Below are 24771 nucleotides of genomic sequence, written 5' to 3'. Positions count from 1 at the left end.
CTCGCGGCCGCACGGCCGGTGGCTGGCTGTTCTCCCGCGATCCGCGGGAGGTGCTACTTGGTCAGGATGAGCTTGCCGGCGCGGGTGACGCGCAGCCGGTAGATCTCGCCCTGATGCTCGATCTCGACCTCATGACGACCGCGAAAGAGCTCGTCGCTGCTCAGCCGAGGCTTGGGCGAGCCATCGGGTGGCGGCGGGCGGACATCGGCGGCCGGATCGCGCTTCAGCACGGGGCATCGCTAACGCAAATGCGAAGCACTCGCAATAGGGCATGCGCGGCGGTTCGTCTCCACGGCGTGGCGGGACGGGTGATCCCTCGATCCGGCCGGCGGCAAGCCGCCGGGCGCGTCCATCGCGCCGGCCGGGTGCGCGACCCCCGCAACCGCGTGACATCCTTCCGGGGGATCAGGCCGGCAGGACCTCGAGCCGCGGCGATGCGCTCAGCAGCGCGCGCGTATAGGGGTGGCGTGGCGCGTCGAGCACCGCGTCGCGCGGACCTTCCTCGACGATCCGGCCATCCTGCATCACCGCGATCCGGTCGGCGATGCGCTCCACCGCGCCGAGATCGTGCGAGACGAACACGCAGGCGAAGCCCCGTTCGCGCTGCAGCCGGGCGAACAGGTCGAGCACCTGCTTCTGGATCGTCATGTCGAGCGCCGAGACCGGCTCGTCGGCCACGACGAAGGCCGGGTCGCGCACGAGCGCGCGCGCGATCGCCACGCGCTGGCGCTGTCCGCCCGACAGCGCGTGCGGGAACCGCGCGCCGTAGCCCGCGAGCCCGACCTCCTCCAGCATCGCCCCGACCCGTCGCATCCGCGCGTCGCGGTCGAGCTCCGGCAGCAGCTTCAGCGGCTCCTCGACGATCGCATCGACGCGCATGCGCGGATCGAGCGACGAGTACGGATCCTGGAACACGAGCTGGCAGGCCATGCGGAACCGGAGGCGCGACGCGCGGTCCGACCAGTCGATCGGCGCACCCCGGAACCGCACCTCGCCGCCCGCGAGCTTCACCAGGCCGAGCAGGGCGCGCCCGAACGTGGTCTTGCCCGAGCCGGAGCCGCCCACCACCGCGACCGTCTCGCCGGGCTTCACCGCGAGACTGACACCGCGCACGGCCTGGACCTCGGGCACGGCGCGCCGGAACAGCCCGCCGCGGCCGGGGAACCGCACGACGACATCGCGCGCCTCGATCACCGGCGCCTCGTCCTCGCGGCGCGGTGGTGCGGCCGCGCCGCGCCGCGGCAGCGCATCGACCAGCGCGGCCGTGTAGCCATGCTTCGGCGCGGCGAGCACCGCGCGCGCATCACCGTCCTCCACCACCCGCCCGTCGCGCATCACCGACACGCTGTCGGCATAGCGCGCCACAAGGCCGAGATTGTGGGTGATCAGCAGCACCGCAGTGCCCTGCTCGCGCGCGAGCCCGGTCATGAGGTCGAGCACCTCGCGCTGGGTGAGCGTGTCGAGCGCGGTGGTGGGCTCGTCGGCGATCAGCAGCGCGGGGCGCAGCAGCATTACCGAGGCGATCATGATGCGCTGGCGCATCCCGCCCGAGAACTCGTGCGGGAAGGCGGCGAGGCAGCGGTCCGGATCGCCGATCTGCACGCGCGCGAGCATCGCGCGCGCTGCCGCCTCCGCCTCGGCGCGGGAGAGGCGTCTGTGCAGGATCAGCGCCTCCTGCATCTGCGCGCCGATGCGGATCGCGGGATTGAGCGAAACCATCGGCTCCTGGAACACCATGCCGATCGAGGGTCCGCGCAGCTGGCGGAGCGCGGGGTCCGGCAGCGCCGTCAGGTCGTCGCCGCCGAGCCGCACCGCACCGGCGGCGATGCGCAGCCCTGGCGGCAGCAGGCGCAGCACCGCGCGCGCCGCCATGGTCTTGCCGCTGCCCGATTCGCCTACCAGGGCGCGGAACCGTCCGGGCGCGATCGCGAACGACACCTCGTCGACCACGCGCCGTCCGCCCTGCACCTCGACCGAGAGCCCCTCGACCGAGAGCAGCGCGCTCATGCGTGCACCGCCATGCGCGGATCGAGCCGGTCGCGCAACCAGTCGCCGAGCAGGTTGATGCCGAGCAGGCTGAGCGCGATGCAGAGCCCTGGGGCGATGCCGAGCCACACCGCGGACTCCATGAAGGGGCGGCTGCCGGCCAGCATGTTGCCCCAGGTCGGCGCCGGCGGCGGCACGCCGAGGCCGAGGAAGGAGAGCGCGCTCTCCGACAGCAGCACCCAGCCGAACATGCTGGTCGCGAGCACGGCGACCGGGGCGATGCAGTTCGGCGCGACATGGCGCCACAGCGTCACGTGCTCGGGGTTGCCGATCACGCGGCTCGCCTCGACGTATTCGCGCTCGCGGATCGACAGCACCGTGCCGCGCACCACGCGCGCGACCGAGGGCGCGTAGGCGAGACCGAGCGCGATCACGATGCCCCACTTGCTCGCGCCGAACACGACGAGGAAGCCGAGGGCGAGCAGGATGCCGGGGAAGGCGAGCAGCGCGTCGTTCACCGCCATCAGCGCGCGGTCGGTCCAGCCGCGCAGGAAGCCCGCGACCAGACCCAGCGTCCCGCCGGCGACCACGGCGAAGGCGACGGTCGCGAGCGACACGATGGTCGAGCTCGCGGCCCCCGCCATCAGGCGGCTCAGCACGTCGCGGCCGAACTCGTCGGTGCCGAGCGGATAGGCCGCGCCGGGCGGCACCATCCGCGCGCGCAGATTGACCGCCAGCGGATCGTAGGGCGTCCAGACCAGCGCCACCGCGGCGGTGAGCACCAGCAGGCCGATCAGCGATCCGCCGATCAGCGCGTTGAGCGGAACAGGGCGCCTCATCCCCGGCTCACTCCGCCGTCACGCGCGGATCGAACAGCGGGTACATCAGATCGACGATCAGGTTCACGATCACGTAGATCAGCGCGATGAAGAGCAGGCAGCCCTGCACCACCGGATAGTCGCGCGCGAAGATGCCGTCCACCAGCAGCCGCCCCAGCCCCGGCAGCGTGAACACCGTCTCCAGCACGGCGATGCCGCCCAGCAGGTTGCCGAGGATCAGGCCGATCAGCGTCCAGGTCGGCGCGAAGGCGTTCGGCAGCACGTGGCGCAGCAATACGCGCCACTCCGGCAGGCCCTTGGCGCGCGCGTGGGTGACATATTCGAGCCGCAGCACCTCGATCGCCGCCGCCCGGCTCATCCGCGTCAGCACGCCGACCTCGATCATGATCAGCGTGACGATCGGCAGGACGAGGAAGGAGAGGGCGAGGGCGAAGTTCTCCGAGAACGGCACGAAGCCCACCACCGGCAGCCAGCCGAGCTTCAGCCCGAACAGCAGCAGCAGCAGTAGCCCGAGCCAGAAGCTCGGCACCGAGACCAGGATGGTCGCGCCGGCGACGATCGCGAGATCGGCCGTGCTGTTCTGCTTCCACGCCGCGACCAAGCCGAGCGGCACCGCGATCAGCGCAGCTGCGGCGACGGCGACCAGCACGATCGAGGCGCTCACCTCGAACCGCTCCAGGATCAGCCAGAACACGGGCTGACCGTTGGTGATCGAGGCGCCGAGATCACCGACCGCGACGCGCGAGAGCCAGAGCGCGAACTGCACCGGCAGCGGCTGGTCGAGGCCGAGTGCGGCGCGCATGTCGGCGATGTCGGCCTCGGTCGCGGTGTCGCCCAGCATCACCAGGACCGGATCGCCCGGAACCAGGCGCATCATCACGAACACCGTGACCCCGACCAGCAGCAGCGTCGGCAGCGTCATGACGAGGCGCCGCGCGAGATACCCCAGCATGGTGTCGCGTGCTGCGCGCGATCAGTTCGCCCGCACGCCCCAGAGGCGCGGATGGCCGGCGGGCCAGCCCCTGTAGCCCGACACGTTGGTGCGCGAGGCCGCGATCTCCGCGCCGTTGTAGAGGTTGATCAGCGGCACGTCGGCGAGCAGCTTGCGGTGCATCGCCTCGAACAGGGCGGTGCGCCGTTCGGCATCGCCCGTCGCCATGCTCTCGGCGAGCATCGCCAGCGCCTCGGGGTTCTCCCACACCTTGCGCGGCTGGGTGTCCTTGGGCCCCGAGAACATCTCGTAGGAGAGCGACGGATCGAGCCGGGCGGAGTAGCTGAAGCTCATCAGCTGGTACTCGCCCTTGGTGTAGCGGTCGAGCTGGGTCGCCCAGTCGAGCACCTCGATTTCCAGCCGGATCCCGGCCTCCAGCGCCATGGCCTGGATCAGCACGGCGCTGTCGAACATCGAGGAGTAGCGGCGGTTGGCAAGAATCTTGATCGCCTGGCCGCGATACCCCGCCTCGGCGAGCAGGCGCCGCGCGGTGGCGAGATCGCGCCGGTAGCCCTCGCGATGCGGGGGGGTGTGGAAGGCGCTGCTGATCGGGATCGCCGAGGCGTTGTAGCTGCCTGTGCCTTCCGTCACCGCCTGCACGATCGCGGGCAGATCGAGCGACAGCGCGAGCGCGCGGCGGATGCGCACATCCGACAGCAGCGGATCGCGCGTCTGGATCAGCAGCGTGCTCAGACTCATGGTCGGCGCGACATCGACCGTGACGTCCGGACGTGCCTTGAGCTCGGCGAGATCGCTGTTGGCGATGTCGGTCAGCACGTCGATCGCGCCGGAGAGCAGCGCGGCCTTGGCGGCGGCCTGGTCGGGGATGACCATGAACCGCACGCGCTCGGCTTCCGCCCTCTTGCCGCCGGTGAAGCCATCGCGCGGCTCGGCGCGGGACGCATAGCCGGCGAAGCGCAACAGCTCGATGAACTGGCCGCGCCGCCACTCGCCCATCCGGAACGGGCCCGTGCCGATCGGCGCGACCCAGGCGCCGTCCGCGCCGACGCTGTCGCGGTGCAGGATGCCGGCGCCGCCGCAATCGGGCCGCGCCATGGTCGCCGGGATCAGCGCCGAGGCGCGCGCGAACCGGAACACGACCGTGCGCGGATCGGGCGTCTCGACCGCGTCCAGCCGGGTCACGCCGCGGCCGTCGAACTCGGTGAGGCAGCGCCAGCGCGTCTCCGGCGTCATGTAGCGCCGCCAGGTCCAGGCGACATCCTCTGCGGTGAGCGCCGCACCGTTGTGGAACCGCACGCCCTCGCGCAGGCGAAAGGTGTAGGTCCTGCCGTCGTCCGACACGGTCATGCTCTCCGCGAGGAGCGGCCCGACCGAGGCATCCTCGCGGAACGCGACCAGCCCCTCGACCATGTGCAGCACGACCGCGTCGGTGTTGGCGTCGCGGTTCACGCCGGGATCGGTCGAGCGGATATCCGCGTTGAGCCGCGCGCGCAGCGTATCGGCCGCCGCCGGGCCAGCCAGCGCGAGCGCCACGCCCGCGAGCAGTGCGGTTCTGAGGAACTCCCGTCCGGACATCGTTCCGTCTCCCGTTCTTGTCGTCGCGTTCCTACGCGGCCTGCCGGTGCACGGCCATGTCCAGCCGGTAGGTGGTGAATTGCCGATTGAGCGCCGGAAGCGGCGCCACCTCCATGATCCCGAGCGCCGGCTCCATGATCACGGCGGCGACTGTGGCGCTGAGGTTGTTCGACAGGTTCTTCCGTGGCGGCCGGCACACCGACCAGGGCGCGCCGAAATCGTCGGCGAGCGCCGCCTTCACCGTCTCGCGCGTGATCCGCCCGAGCTGCGGGACGAGCAGGTCGCGCACGCGGATGTCGCGGTAGAGGCTGTCGGGCGTGTTGACGATGCCGGTGTCGCGCAGCTTCGCCAGCGCGACGGGGCTGACGAAGTGGTTCGCGTGCACGAGCAGGCCGCGCTCGGGGTGCACCTGGAAGGTCTCGTCCGGGGCGCACTCGAAATCGATCGCGACGCCGCCGCAATGCGAGACGATCATGTTGTTCGCGGCCGATTTCGGCGTGGTGTAGACGGTGTGCATCGCGAGCGCGAGGTGCTCCTGCTCCAGCGCCTTGCGCCGGATCAGGGCGAGCGGCACGCCGAGTTCGCGGTAGTCGCGGTCGCTTTCGAGATAGTTCGCGCTGATCGCGATGCCCGCGGCGTTGAACCCCGAGCGCGCGAGGCCGCCGGCCTCGGTGAAGGTCAGGATGTCCGGACCGTGATCCTGGCGGATGCGCACCACCACCGCGGTCTCGGCGCACTCGACCTTCCAGTCCCAGTTCTGGGCGTGGATCAGCCGTCCGGCCTCGGCCGCCTCGGGCATCACCACGACGCCGGTGCAGCCATCGGGATTGCGCGCGGCCTCCTGCCGCGCCTCGGCTTCGCGCTTGCCGAGCTTGAGGATCTCGGTGCGGGCATTGAGCAGGGCGACACCGTCGAGATCGAGCCCGGCGCCCTCGGCGATGCCCGCGATCTCCTCGGCATAGGCCGTGTCGAAGGCGGCAATGCGCGGCATGAAGCGCGCGACGAGGTCGCGCACGGCGCGCTGATCGAGGTCCATGGTCGAAAGCTGCTCGGTGTAGTGCGCGATGCCTTTGCGGATCCGCCCGGCCGCCTGGCGCCCGTACATCCGCCCCCGCTCGCGCGGCGTGCCGGAGATCTCGATCAGCGGGCAGGGCTCGACCATCGATGCGGGGTGCTCCTCGTTGCGTGGGTGCCGAAGACTAGTGTATTTCTGGGCCGCATGAAACAGGCAATCGCCCGACATGGCAAGACGCCGAGCCGGCTGCAACGGGCGGTGCTCGGCCGGATCGCCGCGCTCGCGCGCGAGGACGGGCTTGGCGAGGGCGCCCGCCTCACCGAGTTCGGCCTCGCGCGCCGGCTCGCGGTCTCGCGCACCCCTGTGCGCGCGGCGCTGACCCATCTTGCCGCGCGCGGCCTGCTGCGTCCCTGCGCCGGCGGCGGCTATGAGCTCGCCGCGGGCGCGGAGGCGCTCGCCACCGTCGCCCCGCACCCCGAGCCGGACGGCGCGCAGCGTTTGACGCTCGCGATCGCCCGCGACGTGCGCGCCGGCCTCCTGTCCGGCACGATCTCGGAGGCCGCGCTGATGCGCCGCTACCGCGTCGGGCGGGCCGTGCTGGCGACGGCGCTTGCGGGGCTCGCCGCGGCGGGCGTGATCGAGCGGCGGCCCGGCACGGGCTGGTCGATCCTCGATCCGCGCTATGATGCGCCGACGCGGGCCGAGAGCTACCGCTTCCGCCTCGTGGTCGAGCCGGCGGCCCTGCTCGAGCCGGGCTACCGGCTCGACCCGCGCTGGGTCGGTGGGATGCGCGAGGAGCACCGGGCGATGCTCGCCGCGCCCTGGCGCGACGAGCTCGCGATCGCATTGTTCGAGATGAACGCGCGATTCCACGAGGGGCTGGTGGCCGGCGCCGGCAACCGCTTCCTCCTCGCCGCGGTCCAGCAGCAGAACCGGCTGCGGCGCTTCTCCAACTACGACTGGGGGTACGGACCGGCGCGCGTCGTGCAGTCCTGCACCGAGCATCTCGAGATCCTGGACTGGCTGGAACAGGGCGAGGCCGAACTCGCCTCATTGCTGCTCCGCCGCCATCTGGAGCGGGCCGCGGCGCTCGTCCGGCCGCTCGCCTGACCTGCCTTCCATGAGCGCGAAAGACAGGAGGCCCGGCGAGCCGGTCTGGGCTGTCACGGCACCCGCGGCGCCCCGGACCCCTTCGCTGCAAGGCCGGATCGACACCGCGGTCGCCGTGATCGGCGGCGGCATCCTGGGGTTGTCCACGGCGCTGGCCCTTGTCCGCAACGGGATCGACACGATCGTGCTGGAGGCGGGCAACGTCGGCGCCGGCGCCTCGGGCGCGTCGGGCGGCCAGGTCATTCCGGGGCTTCGCTTCGATCCGGCCGATCTCGCGCGCGTCTGGGGTGCGGCGGCCGGGCAGCGTGCCTGGCGGTTCGGCATGGACACGGCCGAGGCGGCGTTCGCCCTGATCCGTACCGAGAGGCTCGACTGCGACGCGCGGCAGGCGGGCTGGATCCAGGCGGCCGACACCGAGACAGGGCTCGCCGAGGCGCGGCGCCGCGTCGCGCTCTGCGCGAATGCCGGGCAGGACGCCGTGCTGCTGGATCGCGACGCGATCGTCGCCGCGACCGGCAGCACCGCCTATATCGGCGGCTGGCTGCACCGGGGCGGCGGGACGGTCAATCCGCTGGCGCTGACGCGCGCCCTCGCACGGGCCGCCATGTCCGCCGGCGCGCGCGTCTACACGGAGTCGCCCGCGGTCTCGCTGGTGCGCGCCGGGGGCGGCTGGGCGATCGGCACGCCCTCCGGCCGCGTCGCGGCGGCATCGGTGCTGCTCGCCACCAATGCGCTGACCGGCGACCTGTGCCCTGCGTTCGCGCGTGCCATCCTGCCGGTCTGGAGCTTCCAGATCGCGACCGCACCGTTGCCGGAGCGTCACGGAACCTGCGTGCTCGCGTGCGGCGCCTGCGTCTCCGATACGCGGCGCGTGCTGCGCTACTTCCGCACCGATCGCGAAGGGCGGCTGGTCGTCGGCGGCAAGGGAACCGCCTCGCCGCCGCGCCGGGCGTCGCAATTCGCGCTTCAGCACGAAACGCTGCGGCGGCTCTATCCCGAACTCGCCGATGTTCCGGTCACGCATCGCTGGGGCGGGCAGGTCGCGATCCTCCCCGGGCGTCTGCCGTCCGCCCATCAGCCGGCACCCGGGCTCTGGGCGACGATCGGCTGCAACGGCAAGGGCGTGGCCTGGTGCCTGGCCCTCGGCGCCCGCATGGCCGAGGCGATCGCCGGCGCCGATCCGGGCGCCTTGCCCATTCCGGTGACGGCGGTCGCCCCCATCCCGTTCCACTTCCTGCGGCGTCTCTACATCGGCGCGGCCGGCGCCTGGCTGCGCCTGCGCGACCGGCTCGACCGGCCGATCGGTCGCACCGCGCCCCCGGCCTGAGGTCGGGCGACAGGGCGCGGCCCCTCGGCCCCGCGCGGAACGATCGGCGCTCGGCCGCGATCGGCCCGGGCGCTTGGCAGACGGGCGGTCGCGCCCCCAAATGCGCGGCGGCAGATGGAGGGACGGCGATGGATGCGACGCGGCTTCTCGGGGCGCTGCTCGGTGGCGTGCTGACGCCGCCGCGACCCCGCCGCACCACGGCCAAGCGCACGACGAAGCCCGCGGCGAAGCGGACCGCCACGCCGGCGCCGCTGATCGATGTGCGGGTGGGCGGCTCGCGCCGCACCGCTTCGGCGCTCGCTGCCCTCGCGCGTCTCGCCGCCGAGGCGCTGGCCCAGACGAGCGCGCCCTCGCCGCGCGCCCCCGCGCCGCCGGCGCCGGCGCCGCGCCCCACCCCGCCCGGCGTGCCGGTGCCCTATCCCGTGGCCGGCCGGCCGAGTCCCTGGGGCACGGCCAAGCCTGCCGCGCCACCCGCCCCGCCGGCCGAGCCGGTCGGCGCGGAGGAGCGCGAGGCGCTGCTGATCATCCGCGCCATGATCGCCGCCGCGCGTGCCGACGGCGCGCTCGACGCCGAGGAGCGCGCCGCGATCGCGGGGCAGCTCGACCAGGCGGGGCTGGACGACGAGGCGCGCGAGCTGGTGCTGAAGGAGTTCGCGAGCCCCGCCTCCCTCGACGCGCTCGCCCGCGAGATCGCCGATCCGGTGCTTGCCGCGCAGGTCTACGCGGCGTGCGTGATCGCGGTCGGGCAGGCGTCGGACGCCGAGCGCGCTTGGCTTGGCGAGCTCGCACGCCGCACCGGGCTCGCCGCCGAGACGGTGGCGGCGATCGAGCGCCGCCTCGCCGCCGGCTGAGCGCCGCGCTGGGTCGTCCTTGCGGGCATCGTCCCGCCCACGGCTGATTCCAGCCGTGGGCGATCTGCTCTAGAACCGCCCGGAGACGGAGGATGCCATGCACGGACTGACCGAGGCCGAAACCGCGCTGTTCGAGCGCGCATCCCGGCTGGCCGACGAGCGGATCGCTCCGCGCGCGGCCGAGATCGACCGCACCGAGGCCTATCCGTGGGATCACGTCGCCGACCTGAAGGCGGCGGGCTTCCTCGGCATGACCATCCCGCGCGCCTATGGCGGGCAGGGCGCCTCCTACATGGACGCGGTGCTGCTGATCGAGGCGATGGCGCGGCGCTGCGCCGTGGCCGGGCGGATCTCGGTCGAGGCGAACATGGGCGCGATCGGTGCGATCATGGCCTACGGCACCGAGGCACAGAAGCGGCTCGCCGCCGAACAGGTGCTGGCGCATGGCGACAAGCCGGCGATCTGCATCACCGAGCCCGAAGCGGGCTCGGCGGCGACCGCGATGACGACGCGCGCCGAGAAGCGGGGCGACCGCTGGGTGATCAACGGCCGCAAGCACTGGATCACCGGCGGCGGCGTCTCGCGCCTGCACCTGATCTTCGCCCGCGCGATCGAGAACGGGGCCGATCAAGGGATCGGCGGCTTCATCGTGGTGCGCGAGGGGGAGGGGAGCCCGCCCGGCCTGGTGATCGGCGAGCGGCAGTTCGCCATGGGGGTGCGCGGCATTCCCGAGACCGTCGTGGACTTCCATGACCTGGAGGTGCCGGCGGAGATGGTGCTGCCGTCCCCGGGCGGGTTCCGCAAGGGGTTCGGCGCGCTGATGGACGCCTACAACGCCCAGCGCGTGGGCGCGGGCACGGTCGCGCTCGGCATCGCCGCCGGCGCGCTGGAGGAGGCGATCGCGTTCGTGAAGCGCCGCGAGCAGTTCGGCCGGCCGATCGCCGAGTTCCAGGGCCTGCAATGGATGATCGCCGACATGACGGTGGCGGTGGAGGCGGCGCGGCTGATGCTCTGGCGCGCCGCGCGCAGCGTCGGGCCGAACGGCTTCCCCGATCCGCATCTGGCGGCGCAGGCGAAGATCCTCGCCGCCGAGACCGCGGTGAAGGTGACGAACGACGCGTTGCAGCTCTGGGGCAGCGCCGGCTACGGGCGCGACAACCCGATGGAGCGGCACGTGCGGGACGCGCGCATGTTCACCATCGCCGGCGGCACGGCGCAGATTTTGCGGAATCTGGTGGCCGGGCGCGTGCTGGGGATGAAGCTGCCGCAGACCCGCGACGGGTATCTGCGGCAGGCCGATAAGCGGCTGGCGGCGGAGTAGGCATGGATCGCGTCGTCCCGCACGGAGGCTGCCATGGCTGAGTCGCCCTATCTCGTCCGCGCCGCGGACGCCCCGCTCACGACCCACTCGCCCACCCTGAAGGTGGCGGAGGCGACCTTCCCCGGCTTCGGCATCGCGCTCCGCTACCAGGAGCGCGCGCCCGGCGGCCCGCCCTCGGACTGGTGCGAGACCGGCCACTCGATCTTCATCCTCTCCGGCAGGATTCGCTACGAATTCCCTGATCATGCGGTGGAAGCCGGGCCGGGCGACATGCTGCACATCCCGGCCGGGCACGCGCATCGCCACAAGCCTTCGGTGATCGGCGACGAGCCGGTGCGCTACGTGCTGACCGAGTTCGGCTGACGCGCCTCCGCTCCCGCGCACCTCGCGAGGTGTTAACGTCACGCCAACCCGCACCTGCGATACAGCCGCATGGAGGGTTCCATCCGCATGCGCGGCGCATTGTCTCACGTCATGACCTGGTTCGGCGCGCCCGCGCGGTCGCGGGCGCCTGAGCCGGCGGGCCAGGTGCTGTTCGACGACCGTCCGACCACCGCGCCGAAGCCCACCCCCTCGCGCCAGCGCCTCGACCCCGAGCCGCCGCCTCCGCCGCCCGCCCGCTGGCCCGAGGCCAAGCTGAAGGTGCTCGGCGCGATCTGGGGCGAGGGCTTTCTCGGTCCCGGCGGGGCGGAGGAGGCGCTGACGCTCTCCAAGCCGCTCGGGCTGAACCAGACGCATTCGGTGCTGAACCTCGGCGCGGGACTCGGGGGGGCCACGCGCGCGCTCGCCCTCGACTCGGGCGCCTGGGTGACGGGCTACGAGACCGACCCTGACCTCGCCCGCGCCGCGCAGGCGCTGTCGGAGAAGCACAAGGTCGAGAAGAAGGCCGAGGTGAAGCATCTCGACCTCGCCAACCCGCAGATCCGCAAGGGCTACTACCACCACGCGCTCGCGCTGGAGGCGCTGTGGCGCATCCCCGACAAGGCCCCGGTGATCGGCGCGCTGGTCGGCGGCGTGAAGCCCCAGGGCCAGGTGGTGCTGACCGATCTCGCCCTGGGCACGCCCTCGCCCTCGGCCGAGCGGGCGTTCCACGCCTGGGCGCAGCTCGAGGGCGTGACCCCCTGCCTCTCCGGCGAGAAGGGGATGAGCTCGCTGCTGGCGAAGGAGGGGCTCGACATCCGCATCTGCGAGGACATCACCGCCCGCCACATCAGCCAGACGGTCACCGCCTGGGCGGCCTTCGTCGAGGAGCTGAAGCGGGACCGGCCGAGCCGGCCCTTCGCCATCCAGGTGGTGGCCGAGGCCGAGCGGTGCATGCGCCGGATCGACCTGCTGCGCTCCGGCCGGCTGCGCCTGCTGCGCTGGCACGCGATCCGGCGGTGAGCGCACGGCAGGCCTTCCGGCGTTGACACCGGCTGCCCGAGCCTCTACCTGCCGCGGCTCGATCGAAGGAACACGACGATGCGCATCCGCAACTCGCTCCGCTCCGCCAAGGCGCGGGACAAGAACAATCGGCTCGTGCGCCGCAAGGGCCGGCTCTACGTGATCAACAAGAAGAACCCGCGCATGAAGGTGCGCCAGGGCTGATCGTCCGCGCCCCTGCCGCGGGGCGCATCCGCTCGCTTGCGCCGCCGCGCGCGCGGCCATAGATCACCGCCATGGCCGATCCGGCCAGGGAGGGTGCCATGCTCGCGATGCCGGAGCCCGATCCGACGGTTCTCGCCCGGCGCGAGTCGATCGTCGCCGCGCTGCGCGCGCGCGCCGGGGCGGCCCATGTCATCGCCGAGCCGCTCCGCCTGAAGCCCTACGAGACCGACGGGTTCACCGCCTACAAGCGCATCCCGCTCGCTGTCGTGCTGCCCGAGACCACCGCGCAGGTGGCCGCGTGTCTGCGCTACTGCCACGAGCAGGGCATCCGCGTGGTGCCGCGCGCGGCGGGCACCTCGCTCTCGGGCGGGGCGCTGCCGCTGGAGGATGCCGTGGTCATCGGTGTGGCGCGCATGAACCGCATCCTGGAGGTGAGCCTCGAGGACCGGCTCGCGCGCGTCGAGGCGGGGGTGACGAACATCGGCATCACCAGGGCGGTGGAGGGCGAGGGGTTCTTCTACGCGCCCGATCCATCGAGCCAGCTCGCCTGCATGATCGCCGGCAACGTGGCGATGAACTCGGGCGGCGCGCACTGCCTGAAATACGGGGTGACCGCCAACAACCTGCTCGGCGTGACCATGGTCACGATCGAGGGCGACGTCATCGAACTCGGCGGCGGGCATCTCGACACGCCCGGCTATGACTGGCTCGGCCTGATCACCGGCTCCGAGGGCCAGCTCGGCATCGTCACCGAGGTGACGGTGCGCATCCTGCGCGCGGCCGAGGGCGCGCGCGCCATGCTGGTGGGCTTCGGCGCGACCGACGTGGCCGGCGCCGCGGTCGCCGACATCATCGCGAGCGGCATCATCCCGGTCGCGCTCGAATTCATGGATCGTCCCTGCATCCATGCCTGCGAGGCCTTCGCGCATGCGGGCTATCCGCTCGATGCCGAGGCGCTGCTGATCGTCGAGGTGGAAGGGAGCGAGGCCGAGCAGGACGCGCTGCTCGATCGCCTCAAGGCGATCTGCGCGCGCCACAACCCGACGACCGTGCGCGTCGCCCGCAACGCCGAGGAGAGCGCGGCGATCTGGAAGGGGCGCAAGGGCGCGTTCGGCGCGGTCGGGCGCATCAGCCCGGACTATCTCTGCATGGACGGCACCATCCCGCCCGGTTCGCTGCCCGAGGCGATGCGGCGGATCGGCACGCTGTCGGCGAATTACGGACTCCAGGTCGCGAACGTGTTCCACGCCGGCGACGGCAACCTGCATCCGCTGATCCTGTTCGACGCCAACGACCCCGAGAGCTTCCGCCGCGCCGAGATGTTGGGGGCCGACATCCTGCGGCTCTGCGTCGAGCTCGGCGGGTGCCTGACCGGCGAGCATGGGGTCGGGATCGAGAAGCGCGACCTGATGACGGCGCAGTTCAACGCGACCGACCTTGCCCAGCAGAAGCGGGTGAAGCGCGCCTTCGATCCGCGCTGGCTGCTCAACCCGCACAAGGTGTTCCCGCTCGACACCGCCGGGACCGCGTGACGTGAGCGCGGAGACGATCGCGCCCGCCGACGAGGCGGGGATCGCGGCCGCGATCGGCGCGGCGCATGCCGCCGGCACGCCGCTCGCGGTGTGGGGCAACGCCACGAAGGCCGCGTTCGGACGGCCGGTGCAGGCCGCGGGTGCCGTCAGCGTGCGCAACCTCACCGGCATCACGCTCTACAGCCCGGCCGAGCTGGTGATCGCCGCGCGCGCCGGCACGCCGGTCGCCGAGATCGAGGCCGCGCTGGCCGCCAAGGGCCAGCATCTGATCGCCGAACCCCCCGATCTTTCGGCATTGATGGGGCCGGGCGAGGGGCCGCCGACGCTCGGCGGCGCGGTCGCCTGCAACCTGTCGGGGCCGCGGCGGATCGCGCTCGGCGCCATGCGCGACCACGTGCTCGGCGTGCGCGCGGTGAACGGCACGGGCGAGGTGATCACGTCGGGGGGGCGGGTGCTGAAGAACGTCACCGGGCTCGATCTCGCCAAGCTGCTGACCGGCGCGCGCGGCACGCTCGCGGTGCTGACCGAGGTGACGCTGAAGGTGCTGCCGGCGCCGGAACGGACCGCCACCGTGATGCTGCGCGGGCTCGATCCGGCGCGGGCGGTCGCGGCGCTGTCGGCGGGGCTGGGCAGCCCTTACGGCGTGACCGGCGCGGCGCATCTGCCCGCAGCGGCGGCCGCGCGCGTGGGGCTGCCGGCGGCCGCCACCCTGCTGCGCATCGAGGAGTTCGCCGATTTCATCCCCTACCGGACCGGGCGCCTCGCCGAGACGTTCGCCGCGCACGGCGGCTCGGAGGTGCTCGACCACGAGGCGAGCCTCGCGCTCTGGCGCGCGGTGCGCGACGCGGCACCACTCGGCGCCGCGCCCGAGGATGCGGTGTGGCGCGTCTCGGTCCGCCCCTCGGCCGGTGCCGAGGTGGCGGAGGCGCTCGCGCGCGGCTTCGAGGCGAAGCTCTTTCTCGACTGGGGCGGCGGGCTGATCTGGGTCGCCGGCCCCGCCACCGAGGCCGCGCACCAGGCGGTGACGGCGGCCGCGCGCGCGGCCGGCGGCACGTTCTGGCTCATGCGCGCCGATGCCGGGTTCCGCGCCGCGGTCGGGCATCTGCCCGAGGAGCCGCCGCCGCTCGCCGCCTTGACGCGACGGGTGAAGGCCGCATTCGATCCGAAGGGCATTCTCAATCCCGGCCGCATCTTCGCCGGCCTCTGACATCACAACGACCAAGGGGGACGACGTGACGCTTCTGTTCCTGCTCCTGCTCCTGCCGGTGATCGCGCTCGGCTTCACGGGGCTGACCATGGTGTTCATCGACGCGATCCGCGGCGAGCGCGCGGACCGCGACCGGGTCGGCTTCGCGCGCGGCGCGCTCGGCTATCTGCTCGGCGCGATCGGCCTCCTGGGCCTGATCATCGACCTGCTGTCCGGCGCGCTCTTCCGGGTCGAGGGGTTCGGCGCCTATGTCGGCACCTATGGCGCGCATTTCGCGCTGATCGGCCTCGCCGTTCTGCTGGTCGCCCCGCCGCGCGCCCGCCCGGCCTGATCGGCGCGGATGCAGACCACCTTCACGCCGGAGCAGCTGCGCGACGCCGACACGGCCGAGGCGAACCGCATCCTGCGCACCTGCGTGCATTGCGGCTTCTGCACCGCCACGTGCCCCACCTTCGTGCTGCTCGGCGACGAGCTCGATTCGCCGCGCGGGCGCATCTACCTGATCAAGGACATGCTGGAGAACGGGAGGCCGGCGACGGAAGAGGTCGTGCCGCACATCGACCGCTGCCTCTCCTGCCTCTCCTGCATGACCACCTGCCCGTCCGGCGTGCACTACATGCACCTGATCGACCACGCGCGCCGGCATGTGGAGGAGACCTACCGCCGCCCTCTGCCCGAACGCGCGCTGCGCGCGGTGCTGGCGACCGTGCTGCCGCGCGTGCGGCTGTTCCGCCTTGCCCTGCTCGGCGCCCGCGTGGCGAAGCCGCTCGCCCGGCTGATCCCCGGCGAGAGCGCGCTCGCGAAGCGGCTGCGGGCGATGCTGAGCCTCGCCCCCGATCGCCTGCCGCCGCCCTCCGACATCGAACGTCCGCGCATCCATCCCGCCGAGGGGGCGCGGCGCGCCCGCGTCGCCCTGCTCGCCGGCTGCGCCCAGCAGGTGCTGGCCCCCGAGATCAACGCCGCGACCATCCGTCTGCTGACCCGGCTCGGCGTCGAGGTGGTGGTGCATCCGGATGCCGGCTGCTGCGGCGCGCTCGTCCATCACATGGGCCGCCACGACCCGGCCCTCGCCGCGGCCAGGCGCAACGTCGCCGCCTGGATGGGCGAGCTCGAAGGGGAGGGGCTGGACGCGGTGGTGATCAACGCCTCGGGCTGCGGCACCACGGTGAAGGACTACGGCTTCATGCTGCGCGGCGAGCCCGCCTGGGCCGAGGCGGCCGCGCGCATCTCCGCGATCACGCGCGACATCACCGAGTTCCTCTCCGCCTTCGGCTATGCGCCGACCCGACCGCCGACGGGGCTGCGCGTCACCTACCACTCCGCCTGCTCGATGCAGCACGGCCAGAAGATCACGACGCTGCCCAAGGCGCTGCTGAAGGCAGCGGGCTTCGTCGTCGCCGACGTGCCGGAAGGGCACCTCTGCTGCGGCTCGGCCGGCACCTACAACCTGCTCCAGCCGGAGATCGCCTCCCGGCTGCGCGCCCGCAAGCTGGAGAACATCCGCACGACCCGGCCCGACCTGGTCGCGGCCGGCAATATCGGCTGCATCGCCCAGCTCGCGGGCGACGCGGTGCCGGTGGTGCACACGGTCGAACTGCTCGACTGGATGGCCGGCGGACCCGTGCCCGGCGGGATCGCGCGGCTTGTTGAACAGCGCGGCCTTGCGGCCGAGGCCCGAGCCGCGTGAGGATTCGGGCATGGCATCGCGCCGTGCCCTGATCGCCGCCCTCGTGCTGCTGCCCGCCTCGGCGCTGGCGCAGCGGCGGCGCGAACTCTCGGTGGATCAGCTCTTCGAGGCGCTGAAGCTCGCGCCCACCGACGAGGCCGCGCGCGCGGTCGAGGCGCAGATCTGGCAGGCCTGGCTCCAGCAGGGGAGCCCCGCGGTGCAGCTGCTGATGCGGCGGGGCATGCGGAATCTGCACGCGCGCGCGCTCGACGACGCGCTCGAGGATTTCGACGCCGTGATCGCGCTCGCCCCCGAGATGGCCGAGGGGTGGAACAAGCGCGCGACCGTCTACTTCCTGCGCGGCGAGCACGACAACGCCGCCCGCGACATCGCCGAGACGCTGGCGCGCGAGCCCCGGCATTTCGGCGCGCTCGCCGGGCTGTCGCAGGTGCACGAGGCGCGCGGCGACCTGGTCGCGGCGCTGCGCGCCTACGAGGCGGCGCTCGCGATCCATCCGCGCCTGCCGGGCGCGGAGGACAGGATCAAGGAACTGCGGCGCAAGGCGCTGGGCGAGGGGATCTGATACCGGGCTGTCAAAGGTTTGACCTTTGGCAGCCGGGTATCGCGCGCAGGGTTGGTGTGGCGGCTGCGCGCCAAAGGGAACCTCATACCCGGCGCAGGAAGGTTTCACCTTCGTGCGCCGGGTATGACCGCTCGCTTCCGGCTCCGGCGGGTCAGGTCCACTGCCCCGTCACGGCGGCGATCAGGATCGCGAGCAGCACCAGCCCCGCCGCCCGATGGACGCCGAAATACCAGCGCAGGGCCGTGTGCTCCGGCCGCGCCTTGTGGTGGGCGTCGTCGAACAGCGAGAAGGGCAGCAGGCGGTCGATGCTGTGCGTGAGGCCGAACGCCACGCTGGTGCCGGCGTGCTCGGCCGAACAGCATTTGAGAAGGCGCGGCAGCACCACGCCGAGAACGAGCAGGATCGTGATCCAGACCAGGATGACGAACATGTAGCTGCCGTAGCCGTGGCCGATGGTCGCGATCAGGAACCACCGCCAGGCAGCCCGCGGATGGTCCCCTGCGTCCCATGCGCGTTCCGCCTCCTCGAGCCGCGCGTCGAGCAGGAAGGCATTGGCGTCATCGGCGAGGCCCATGGCGTTGAGCCGTGCCGCCATGTCGTGGAACGGGGCCGGGCTCCACATCTCGCCCTGCGGCCATTTCAGGATGAACGGGATGGCGACCGGCGACACCATGGATCCGCCAGCAGCCGCGGCCTGACGGAACGGAAGCGGCATCCCGGCCCACAGCCGACGGAGGGGGCCGCGATACCCCTCCAGGTGACGCGCGACCTGCTCCACGGCGAGGATGTTCACATCGCGCAGATCCGTCACCGTCGGCAGGGGCGATAGCCCTTCCGCGACATCGACGATGCGGTCGTAGTGGAGGATCGCCACGCTGGCGTTGCGGAGGCTCAGCGTCGCGTCGCCGCGCCACTGCGTGGCCGTCTTGCGCGCCGGCGGACACTCGTCGGAGGTTCCCAGGGCGAGCCGCCCCGCCACCGACGCGAGCGAAAGATCGAGGCCGGGCAGCACGGTGCAGGACAGATCGAGGTCGCCGCCGATCCGCGCCGCGCGCAGTCCGATCGGCGAGGCGGTGTCGGCTGGTGGGGCAAGGGCGGCCGCGCGGATGAAGACATCGCCGTGCACCGCGAGGCGCTCCAGGAGGATCGGGCCGTCCACCGTCAGGGTATCGGCCTTGAAGCTGCCATGGACCGCGAGTCCCTCCGCCCGGATGCCGGGGCCGCCGACGGCGACCGCCGCGCGGCAACCTTCGGCATGCGACCCGGTGAGGACGAGGTTGCCGCCGATGGTCGCGCCATCGGCGACGAGGCCGCGCATCGCGGCCGTCGCGCCGATCTCCAGGGAGCCCGTGACCCGGAGCCGCGTGAGGTCCAGCCACGCGGGGAACGTCGCCCGGCAGATGGTGGCCGAGCCGTCGACGCGCGCATCGACCAGCGAGGCGGGCCGCGCGGTCTCGACCAGGATCACGTTGGAAAGGTCCAGGACGGCACCGATCCGTGCGCGCGTCAGGTCGAGCCTTTCGATCCCGCGCGCATCGGCGATCCACAGTCCGCCCTCGATCGTGCCGTTGATCGCAGTGATCGTCGTGACGGTCACGTCCGTGAGACGCGCCGCACCGGTGAGCGCGATGGCGTCGAGGTTCACCGTGTCGATGTGCGCGTCATAGACGAACAGGCGCCGGCCGACATGCGCGGTGTCGAGCAGGAGCGTGCCCAGTTCCGCGCCGTCGCCGATGTCGACATCCTGGTCGATCGTCGCGGCGATCAGACGGAACTCCCGGGCGACCTCGGCGCGGCGCGCGAACAGAGAGTTGCCGACCCGCATCCGGTCGCCGGTGATCGAGCCATCGATCCGTGCGGACTCAAGCCAGAGATCGCCGCCGACCCGGGCGCCGCGGATCGCGATTCCGCCGCAGGTGCGGATCTGGTCCAGGCTGAGGCCGCGCCCGACGACCGCGTCGTCAAGCGCCACCGCGTCCGCCCGGCGATGGGGATCCGTGCACTCCTCGGGACCGATCACGGCAGCGTTCAGCGAGAGCATTCCGCCGATCGTCGCCCGCTCCGCCGAGATGCTTGCGGCGGTTGTCGGGTCGGCGCGATGGGAGAGCTCGGCGTCGCCCTCGATGCGCGCCGAGTCCAGATCGAGCCCGCGGCCGACACGGCCGGACCAGATCCTGAGGCTGCGGCCGATCCGTGCCGCCACCAGGGAGAAACGCTGGCCGGCATTCACGTTGCGCAGGATCGCCGAGCCGGCGATGTCCGCCCGATCGAGGGCGACCCTGTTCGCGACCGTGACGTCGACGGCGTTCAGGCTGCCGCCGATCGCCAGGCCGACCGCGAACAACTCGCCGGTAATCTTCAGGTCCGTGAGGAAGGCATTCGCCGCGACACGGGTCGTGTCGAGATTGAGGCCGCCTTTCGCCTCGACATCGGACAGCGCAAGATTGCCCCCGACCGAGACGAAACCGAGCTGCACGGCGAAGCGGAGTCCATTGACGGCCTCGCCAATCGTCAGTCCTCGAAGCTCGATCGATGATCGCACCGTCGCGCTTGTCAGGTCGATCGCTTCGCCCACCCAGCTCTCGGTGATGGCGATCCGGTGATGCGTGTCCAGGCCGCGCATCAGGATGCCGCGCTCGAAACGGCTCGAGCGGAAGACGATCTGCGTCGTCGGCCGCAGATAGGCGAGGTCCAGCGGCTCGACGAGCCGCGCATGGTGGATCTCGATCGGCTGATCCGCGAGCAGGCGCGCGCGTGCCGGGTTGCCGAACACCGCGCGGAGGAAGCCGGCGCTCAGGCGGAATCGGGCCTCGGGCATTGTTCCGGCCTGCGCGGGGTCTGGTCGCTGTCCGCTGTCGCCCCCGGTCCGGCCGAGCTCGCGCAGATCGGCGGTGCGGCCGCCGCAAAGCGCCTGCCATACCCGCGTCTCGACGGGCGTCCAGCCGGGTTCGCCCGCGATCTCGCAAGCCTGGGTCGGTGCGGCGAATGGAACGAGTGCAATGAGCAGGGCGACCAGCCGGCGCATGACGCCTCCAGGTGCCGCGGACGGTCACGGAAAAATAACGAGAGAGCAAGAAAAAGTCAATGCCGAAACGAAAACGGGCGCCTCGCAAGCGCTACTGCCGCAGGCTGGCGACGATCCGCTCCCTGAGCCACCGCTCCGCCGGATCGGCATCCGTCGCGCCGCGCCAGGCCAGCAGCACCGCGTTCGGCGGCGCCGGAAACGGCGTCGGATCGATCCGGAGCCCGCCATGCGCGGCCAAGGTCTCGGCGACGATGTCGGGCACCGTCGCGAGCATGTCCGTGCCCGCCAGCACCAGCGGCAGCAAGGCGAAATCGGTCAGGCCCAGCACCACGCGGCGCGACCGCCCCAGCCGTGCTAGCTCCTCGTCCACGATGCCCGAGAGATCGCCGCGATAGGTCACCAGCGCATGCGGGCGGTCGCAGTATGCATCGAGCGTGATCGGCTCCGCGCCCGGATCGGCGCGCAGCACGACGAAGTGCCCCTCCGTCAGCCGGCGGCGTTTGGCGTTCGCGGGCAGATCGTCCTCGACATAGCCCACCACCATCGACACGTCGCCCGAGGCGAGCAGATCGGGCGCCGACCGGTAATCCGCCTTGCGCACCGTGAGCGTGCAGTTGGGCGCCTCGCGGCGCAGCACGCAGTTGAGCGCCGGCAGCAGCGGGATCGCCGCCTCGTCGGAACAGCCGATGCGGAAATGCCGCGCATCGGTGGCCGGGTCGAACGGGATCGAGGGCGCGAGCGCGGCCTGCACCGCGGCGAGCGCCGGTCCCACCCGCTCCATGATCTCGAGCGCGCGCGCGGTCGGCTCGAAGGCGCGCCCGGTGCGGATGAACAGCGGATCGCGGAACACCTCGCGCAGGCGGTTCAGCGCGCCCGAGGTCGCGGGCTGGCTGAGATTGAGCCGCTGACCCGCCTTGGTCACGCTGCGCTCCTCCATCAGGGTCGCGAACACGGTCAGCAGGTTGAGGTCGATCCGGTTCAGGTTCAGCTCGGGCATGGCCGCATCCTGCGCCGATCCGGCCCGGCGCGGAACGGCCGACGCTTCGACCGCAAGCCCGGGCGCGCGTCCTTCCCGGCCCGGGGGCTAGTCAGCGGCCACCCCAGAGAGGAGGATCGCCCCATGCCCCGCGCCGCGCTCACGCGCACCGGAACGCCGCTCGACGATCTCGCGTGGCAGGCCGTCGCGACCCGCGACCCGTCCGCGCGCGGACGGTTCGTGATCGGCGTCGTCACCACCGCGATCTATTGCGCGCCCGGCTGCCCGGCGCGGCTGCCGGGGCGCGCCAACATCCGCCGCTTCGAGGACTGGCGCGCGGCCGAGGCCGCCGGGTTCCGCGCCTGCCTGCGCTGCCGGCCCAAGGCGGAGGCCGCCGATCTCACCGGGGCCGCCGTTGTCCGCGACGCGGTCGCCGCCATCGAGGCGGCCGAGGCGCCGCCGACACTGGAGGCGCTCGCCACTCGCGCCGGCTACTCGCCGTTCCACTTCCTGCGGCTGTTCAAGGCGCAGACCGGGCTCACGCCGCGGGCCTATGCCGAGGCCGTCCGCGCGCGGCGGCTCGCCGAGGCGGTGGCCGAGGGGGCAGGAGTCGCCGAGGCGGCCTTCGCCGCCGGCTATGGCAGCCTGCGCGGCGCCTATGCGGCCGCGGGCGGGATCACCCCTGGCCGCGCGCGACGGGGCGGCGCGGGCGAGACCATCACCGCCGCCTTCGCCGAGAGCCCGTTCGGCCCGCTGCTGGTCGGCGCGACCGCGCGCGGGGTGTGCTTCCTCGGCTTCGCCGAGCCGCGCGAGGCGCTGCTCGCCGACCTGCGCCGACGTTTCCCCAACGCGACGATCGTGACGGACGACGCGGCGCTGGCGGCGCATCTCGCCGCCGTGCTGGCGTTCATCGACCGGCCGCGCGCGGGGCTCGCGCTGCCGCTCGACCTCCAGGGCACCGCGTTCCAGAAGCGCGTGTGGGACGCGCTGCGGCGCATCCCGCCGGGCGAGACGCGCACCTACAGCGAGGTCGCGGCGGCGCTCGGCCGGCCCGATGCGGTCCGTGCGGTGGCGACGGCCTGCGCGCGCAACCCGGTCTCGCTCGCGGTGCCGTGCCACCGGGTGGTCGGCAAGGACGGGGGGCTGCACGGCTATCGCTGGGGCCTGCCGCGCAAGCGGGCGCTGCTTGAGGCCGAGGCCGGCGGGGGCGATTGAACGTCGGGCTGTTCCTCGCGACCGCGGCGATGTGGGCGGCCGGATGGGTGGCCACGCGCCTGCAGGTGGATGTCGCGCCGGCGTCCCCGGCGGTGGCCTGGCGCGTGATCGCGGCGGCGGTGATCCTTCAGGCGGTGCTGCGCGCGACCGGGCGGCATCCCGGCACGCGGGCGCGCGATCTGCCCTTCGTCGCCTTGCAGGGGCTGGCGCTGTTCTCGGCCAACAACCTGGTGCTGTACGAGGCGGTGCGGCACGTCGCCTCGGGTCTCGTCGCGCTGGTGATGGCGTCGGTCATTCCGCTGAACGCGGTGGGGCTGAGGCTGTTCTACGGTGTCGGGTTCCGGCGGGGGGTGCTGGTGGGCGCGCCGATCGCGGCCTCCGGGCTCGCGCTCGTGTTCCTGCCGGAATGGGACACGCTCGGGCGCGCCGGGGCGTGGCTCGGCGTGGTGCTGGGCGCGGTCGGCAGCGTGATCGTGGCAGCCGGGAACATGGTGGCGGTGCGCAATGCGCGCGCGGGTCTGCCGACCTTTCCGCTGATCGCGGATGGGCTGGTGTTCGCGATCCCGCTCGCCGTGGGCGCGTGTTTCGTGCAGGGGGTGGGGATGCCGTTCCCGCGCGACCCCGGCTGGATCGGCGCGCTCGCGTACCAGGTGCTCGGGCTCTCGATCGTCTCGTTCTGGTGCTATTTCACCCTGCAGGCGCGGATCGGGCCGGACCGGGCGGCGTTCGTGCTGGTGCTGGTGCCGGTGATCGCCTTGGGCATCTCGTCCGTCGTGGAGGGGTATGTCTGGACCTTGCCGGCGGTCGCGGGTGTCGCGCTGGTGGCGGCGGGGAACGTGCTGGCGTTGGGATGGAGGCGGTGAATGTCGGCGCAGGTATCGGTGACCTTGCCAGGGGCGTTGCTCGCGTTGTTTCCGGGCGCGCTGCCGCGGGTGGAGGTCGGCGCGGGGACGGTCGCCGAGGCGATGGATGCGCTGGAGGCGCGCTGGCCCGGGATGCGCGACCGGCTCTGTGACTCGCGTCCCGCCATCCGCCGCCACATCAACGTGTTCGTGGACGGCGAGCGTGCTGGCTTGGAGACGCCCCTGCGCGCGGGCGCCGATGTCGTGATCCTGACGGCGATCAGCGGCGGCTGAACTGCGGGGTCATGGGATGGGGGTTCGGGGGAAGGGCCTTGCGGCCCTTCCCCCGCGCTTGTGTCAGGCGACAGTCGCCCCGCGTTCGCGGAGGGCCGTGGCCATCGTCGATCCACCGACCGGAAGGGTGTTGGCGGTTGCGTCGAGCCGCGCCATGGTGCGCGGCGAACATGGAGGCATGGATGGGTGTCACAGGGCCGTGCGGCCAGGGTGCCGGACGATGAGCACGATCGTTGCCGAGGGCGCGCTCACGCCGGTCGCGTTCTGGTTCCTCCGCCACGGCGAGACCGACTGGAACGCGCGGTTCCTCAGCCAGGGCAACGTGGACGTGCCGCTGAACGCGCGCGGCATCGCCCAGGCCCGTGCAGCCGCCGAGCTGCTGAAGGGGCGCGGGATCGTCTCGATCGTGCATTCCCCGCTGGGCCGGGCGCGCGACACCGCGGCGATCGTCGCCGAGGCGCTGGGGCTGGACATGGCGGCCGATGACGACCTGCGCGAAGCCGCGTTCGGGGTGAACGAGGGCCAGCCCATGGGCGCGTGGTTCGCCGACTGGGTCGAGGGGCGCTTCACGCCCGAGGGGGGCGAGCCCTTCGCCGCGCTCCGGGCGCGGGCGGTGGCCGGGATGAACCGGGCGCTCGACCGGCCGCCGGCGGTGCTGGTGGTGGCGCACGGCGCGCTGTGGCGGGCGGTCCGCGGGGCGCTCGGGCTCGAGATCAATGTGCGGACCCCCAACGCCATGCCGCTGTATGTCGAGCCCCCCGCGGATGGCGGGTCGGCCTGGCGGCTGACGGCGCTTGCCGAGGCCGCGCCCCCGGCGTAGAAGGCGCCCGCGCGGCGGGCGAGGCGGTCCGCCGCGGACGCTATCGGC

At 72.6% G+C, this 24771-nt stretch carries 24 protein-coding genes; 16 read left to right on the top strand and 8 right to left on the bottom strand.

The window, feature by feature from the left end:
* Positions 1-53 precede the first annotated feature (53 nt).
* From hemP to F563_RS0110405, 6 genes are all read right to left on the bottom strand, one after another.
* On the bottom strand, positions 54-230 hold the full coding sequence (gene hemP, locus F563_RS0110430) for a hemin uptake protein HemP (RefSeq protein ID WP_019014617.1): 177 nt from the start codon (positions 228-230) through the stop codon (positions 54-56).
* 175 nt (positions 231-405) lie between these two features.
* A complete protein-coding gene (locus F563_RS0110425; protein ID WP_019014616.1) occupies positions 406-2007 on the bottom strand; it encodes a dipeptide ABC transporter ATP-binding protein in 1602 nt (533 codons plus the stop codon).
* Complete coding sequence (locus F563_RS0110420) at positions 2004-2825, bottom strand: ABC transporter permease (RefSeq protein ID WP_019014615.1); 822 nt, start codon at positions 2823-2825, stop codon at positions 2004-2006. The genes F563_RS0110425 and F563_RS0110420 overlap by 4 nt, the downstream gene beginning before the upstream one ends.
* Before the next feature lie 7 nt (positions 2826-2832).
* On the bottom strand, positions 2833-3777 hold the full coding sequence (locus F563_RS0110415) for an ABC transporter permease (RefSeq protein ID WP_019014614.1): 945 nt from the start codon (positions 3775-3777) through the stop codon (positions 2833-2835).
* A 21-nt stretch (positions 3778-3798) separates the two neighbouring features.
* Positions 3799-5352 carry an ABC transporter substrate-binding protein gene (locus F563_RS0110410; protein ID WP_019014613.1) on the bottom strand — a complete coding sequence of 518 codons (1554 nt, stop codon included), beginning with the start codon at positions 5350-5352 and terminating at the stop codon, positions 3799-3801.
* Between the two features lie 31 nt (positions 5353-5383).
* Positions 5384-6514 (bottom strand): C45 family autoproteolytic acyltransferase/hydrolase, encoded by a 1131-nt coding sequence (locus F563_RS0110405; protein ID WP_019014612.1) that lies wholly within the window; start codon positions 6512-6514, stop codon positions 5384-5386.
* Between the two features lie 57 nt (positions 6515-6571).
* Between F563_RS0110405 and F563_RS0110400 the strand changes: the two genes are divergently transcribed.
* The 12 genes from F563_RS0110400 (at position 6572) to F563_RS22220 (ending at position 17551) form a co-directional block, all read left to right on the top strand.
* Positions 6572-7477: a GntR family transcriptional regulator gene (locus F563_RS0110400; protein WP_019014611.1), complete on the top strand. Its 906-nt coding sequence runs from the start codon at positions 6572-6574 to the stop codon at positions 7475-7477.
* Between the two features lie 10 nt (positions 7478-7487).
* Positions 7488-8804, top strand: coding sequence for an NAD(P)/FAD-dependent oxidoreductase (locus F563_RS0110395; protein WP_026299490.1), 1317 nt, complete (start codon positions 7488-7490; stop codon positions 8802-8804).
* Between the two features lie 128 nt (positions 8805-8932).
* On the top strand, positions 8933-9655 hold the full coding sequence (locus tag F563_RS23940; RefSeq protein WP_019014609.1) for a DUF533 domain-containing protein: 723 nt from the start codon (positions 8933-8935) through the stop codon (positions 9653-9655).
* 97 nt (positions 9656-9752) lie between these two features.
* Positions 9753-10976 carry a 3-sulfinopropanoyl-CoA desulfinase gene (gene acdA / locus F563_RS0110385; protein ID WP_019014608.1) on the top strand — a complete coding sequence of 408 codons (1224 nt, stop codon included), beginning with the start codon at positions 9753-9755 and terminating at the stop codon, positions 10974-10976.
* Between the two features lie 33 nt (positions 10977-11009).
* Positions 11010-11339 carry a cupin domain-containing protein gene (locus tag F563_RS22225; RefSeq protein ID WP_019014607.1) on the top strand — a complete coding sequence of 110 codons (330 nt, stop codon included), beginning with the start codon at positions 11010-11012 and terminating at the stop codon, positions 11337-11339.
* A gap of 111 nt (positions 11340-11450) precedes the next feature.
* The gene (locus F563_RS0110375) at positions 11451-12359 is read left to right on the top strand and encodes a class I SAM-dependent methyltransferase (RefSeq protein ID WP_019014606.1); all 909 of its coding nucleotides are present in this window, start codon (positions 11451-11453) and stop codon (positions 12357-12359) included.
* A 78-nt stretch (positions 12360-12437) separates the two neighbouring features.
* Positions 12438-12563 carry a type B 50S ribosomal protein L36 gene (gene ykgO, locus F563_RS0110370; protein WP_019014605.1) on the top strand — a complete coding sequence of 42 codons (126 nt, stop codon included), beginning with the start codon at positions 12438-12440 and terminating at the stop codon, positions 12561-12563.
* A gap of 98 nt (positions 12564-12661) precedes the next feature.
* Positions 12662-14095, top strand: coding sequence for an FAD-linked oxidase C-terminal domain-containing protein (locus F563_RS0110365; protein WP_019014604.1), 1434 nt, complete (start codon positions 12662-12664; stop codon positions 14093-14095).
* 1 nt (position 14096) lies between these two features.
* Positions 14097-15302 carry an FAD-binding protein gene (locus F563_RS0110360; protein WP_019014603.1) on the top strand — a complete coding sequence of 402 codons (1206 nt, stop codon included), beginning with the start codon at positions 14097-14099 and terminating at the stop codon, positions 15300-15302.
* Positions 15303-15327: 25 nt separating this feature from the next.
* A complete protein-coding gene (locus tag F563_RS0110355; RefSeq protein WP_019014602.1) occupies positions 15328-15633 on the top strand; it encodes a hypothetical protein in 306 nt (101 codons plus the stop codon).
* A gap of 9 nt (positions 15634-15642) precedes the next feature.
* Positions 15643-16989 carry a glycolate oxidase subunit GlcF gene (gene glcF, locus F563_RS0110350; protein WP_019014601.1) on the top strand — a complete coding sequence of 449 codons (1347 nt, stop codon included), beginning with the start codon at positions 15643-15645 and terminating at the stop codon, positions 16987-16989.
* 10 nt (positions 16990-16999) lie between these two features.
* Positions 17000-17551, top strand: coding sequence for a tetratricopeptide repeat protein (locus F563_RS22220; protein WP_019014600.1), 552 nt, complete (start codon positions 17000-17002; stop codon positions 17549-17551).
* Between the two features lie 151 nt (positions 17552-17702).
* Here F563_RS22220 and F563_RS0110340 read toward each other — a convergent pair whose 3' ends face one another.
* Together F563_RS0110340 and F563_RS0110335 are read right to left on the bottom strand one after the other, a co-directional pair.
* On the bottom strand, positions 17703-20576 hold the full coding sequence (locus F563_RS0110340; RefSeq protein WP_019014599.1) for a hypothetical protein: 2874 nt from the start codon (positions 20574-20576) through the stop codon (positions 17703-17705).
* A gap of 91 nt (positions 20577-20667) precedes the next feature.
* The gene (locus tag F563_RS0110335) at positions 20668-21573 is read right to left on the bottom strand and encodes a LysR family transcriptional regulator (RefSeq protein WP_019014598.1); all 906 of its coding nucleotides are present in this window, start codon (positions 21571-21573) and stop codon (positions 20668-20670) included.
* A gap of 123 nt (positions 21574-21696) precedes the next feature.
* On the opposite strand from F563_RS0110335, the gene F563_RS0110330 reads away from it, so the two are divergent.
* The 4 genes from F563_RS0110330 to F563_RS0110315 all read left to right on the top strand — a co-directional run bounded on the left by F563_RS0110330 (position 21697) and on the right by F563_RS0110315 (position 24723).
* Positions 21697-22767, top strand: coding sequence for a methylated-DNA--[protein]-cysteine S-methyltransferase (locus F563_RS0110330; protein WP_019014597.1), 1071 nt, complete (start codon positions 21697-21699; stop codon positions 22765-22767).
* A complete protein-coding gene (locus F563_RS0110325; RefSeq protein ID WP_019014596.1) occupies positions 22764-23630 on the top strand; it encodes a DMT family transporter in 867 nt (288 codons plus the stop codon). Before F563_RS0110330 ends, F563_RS0110325 begins: the two co-directional genes overlap by 4 nt.
* On the top strand, positions 23631-23903 hold the full coding sequence (locus F563_RS0110320) for a MoaD/ThiS family protein (RefSeq protein WP_019014595.1): 273 nt from the start codon (positions 23631-23633) through the stop codon (positions 23901-23903).
* 220 nt (positions 23904-24123) lie between these two features.
* A complete protein-coding gene (locus tag F563_RS0110315; RefSeq protein ID WP_019014594.1) occupies positions 24124-24723 on the top strand; it encodes a histidine phosphatase family protein in 600 nt (199 codons plus the stop codon).
* The last annotated feature ends 48 nt before the right edge of the window (positions 24724-24771 follow it).

Origin of the sequence: Elioraea tepidiphila DSM 17972, from assembly GCF_000378465.1 — a bacterium.
Lineage (GTDB): Bacteria > Pseudomonadota > Alphaproteobacteria > Acetobacterales > Acetobacteraceae > Elioraea > Elioraea tepidiphila.
The sequence above is the reverse complement of the archived record's forward strand: the minus strand, read 5'-3'. Positions and strand labels throughout refer to the sequence as shown.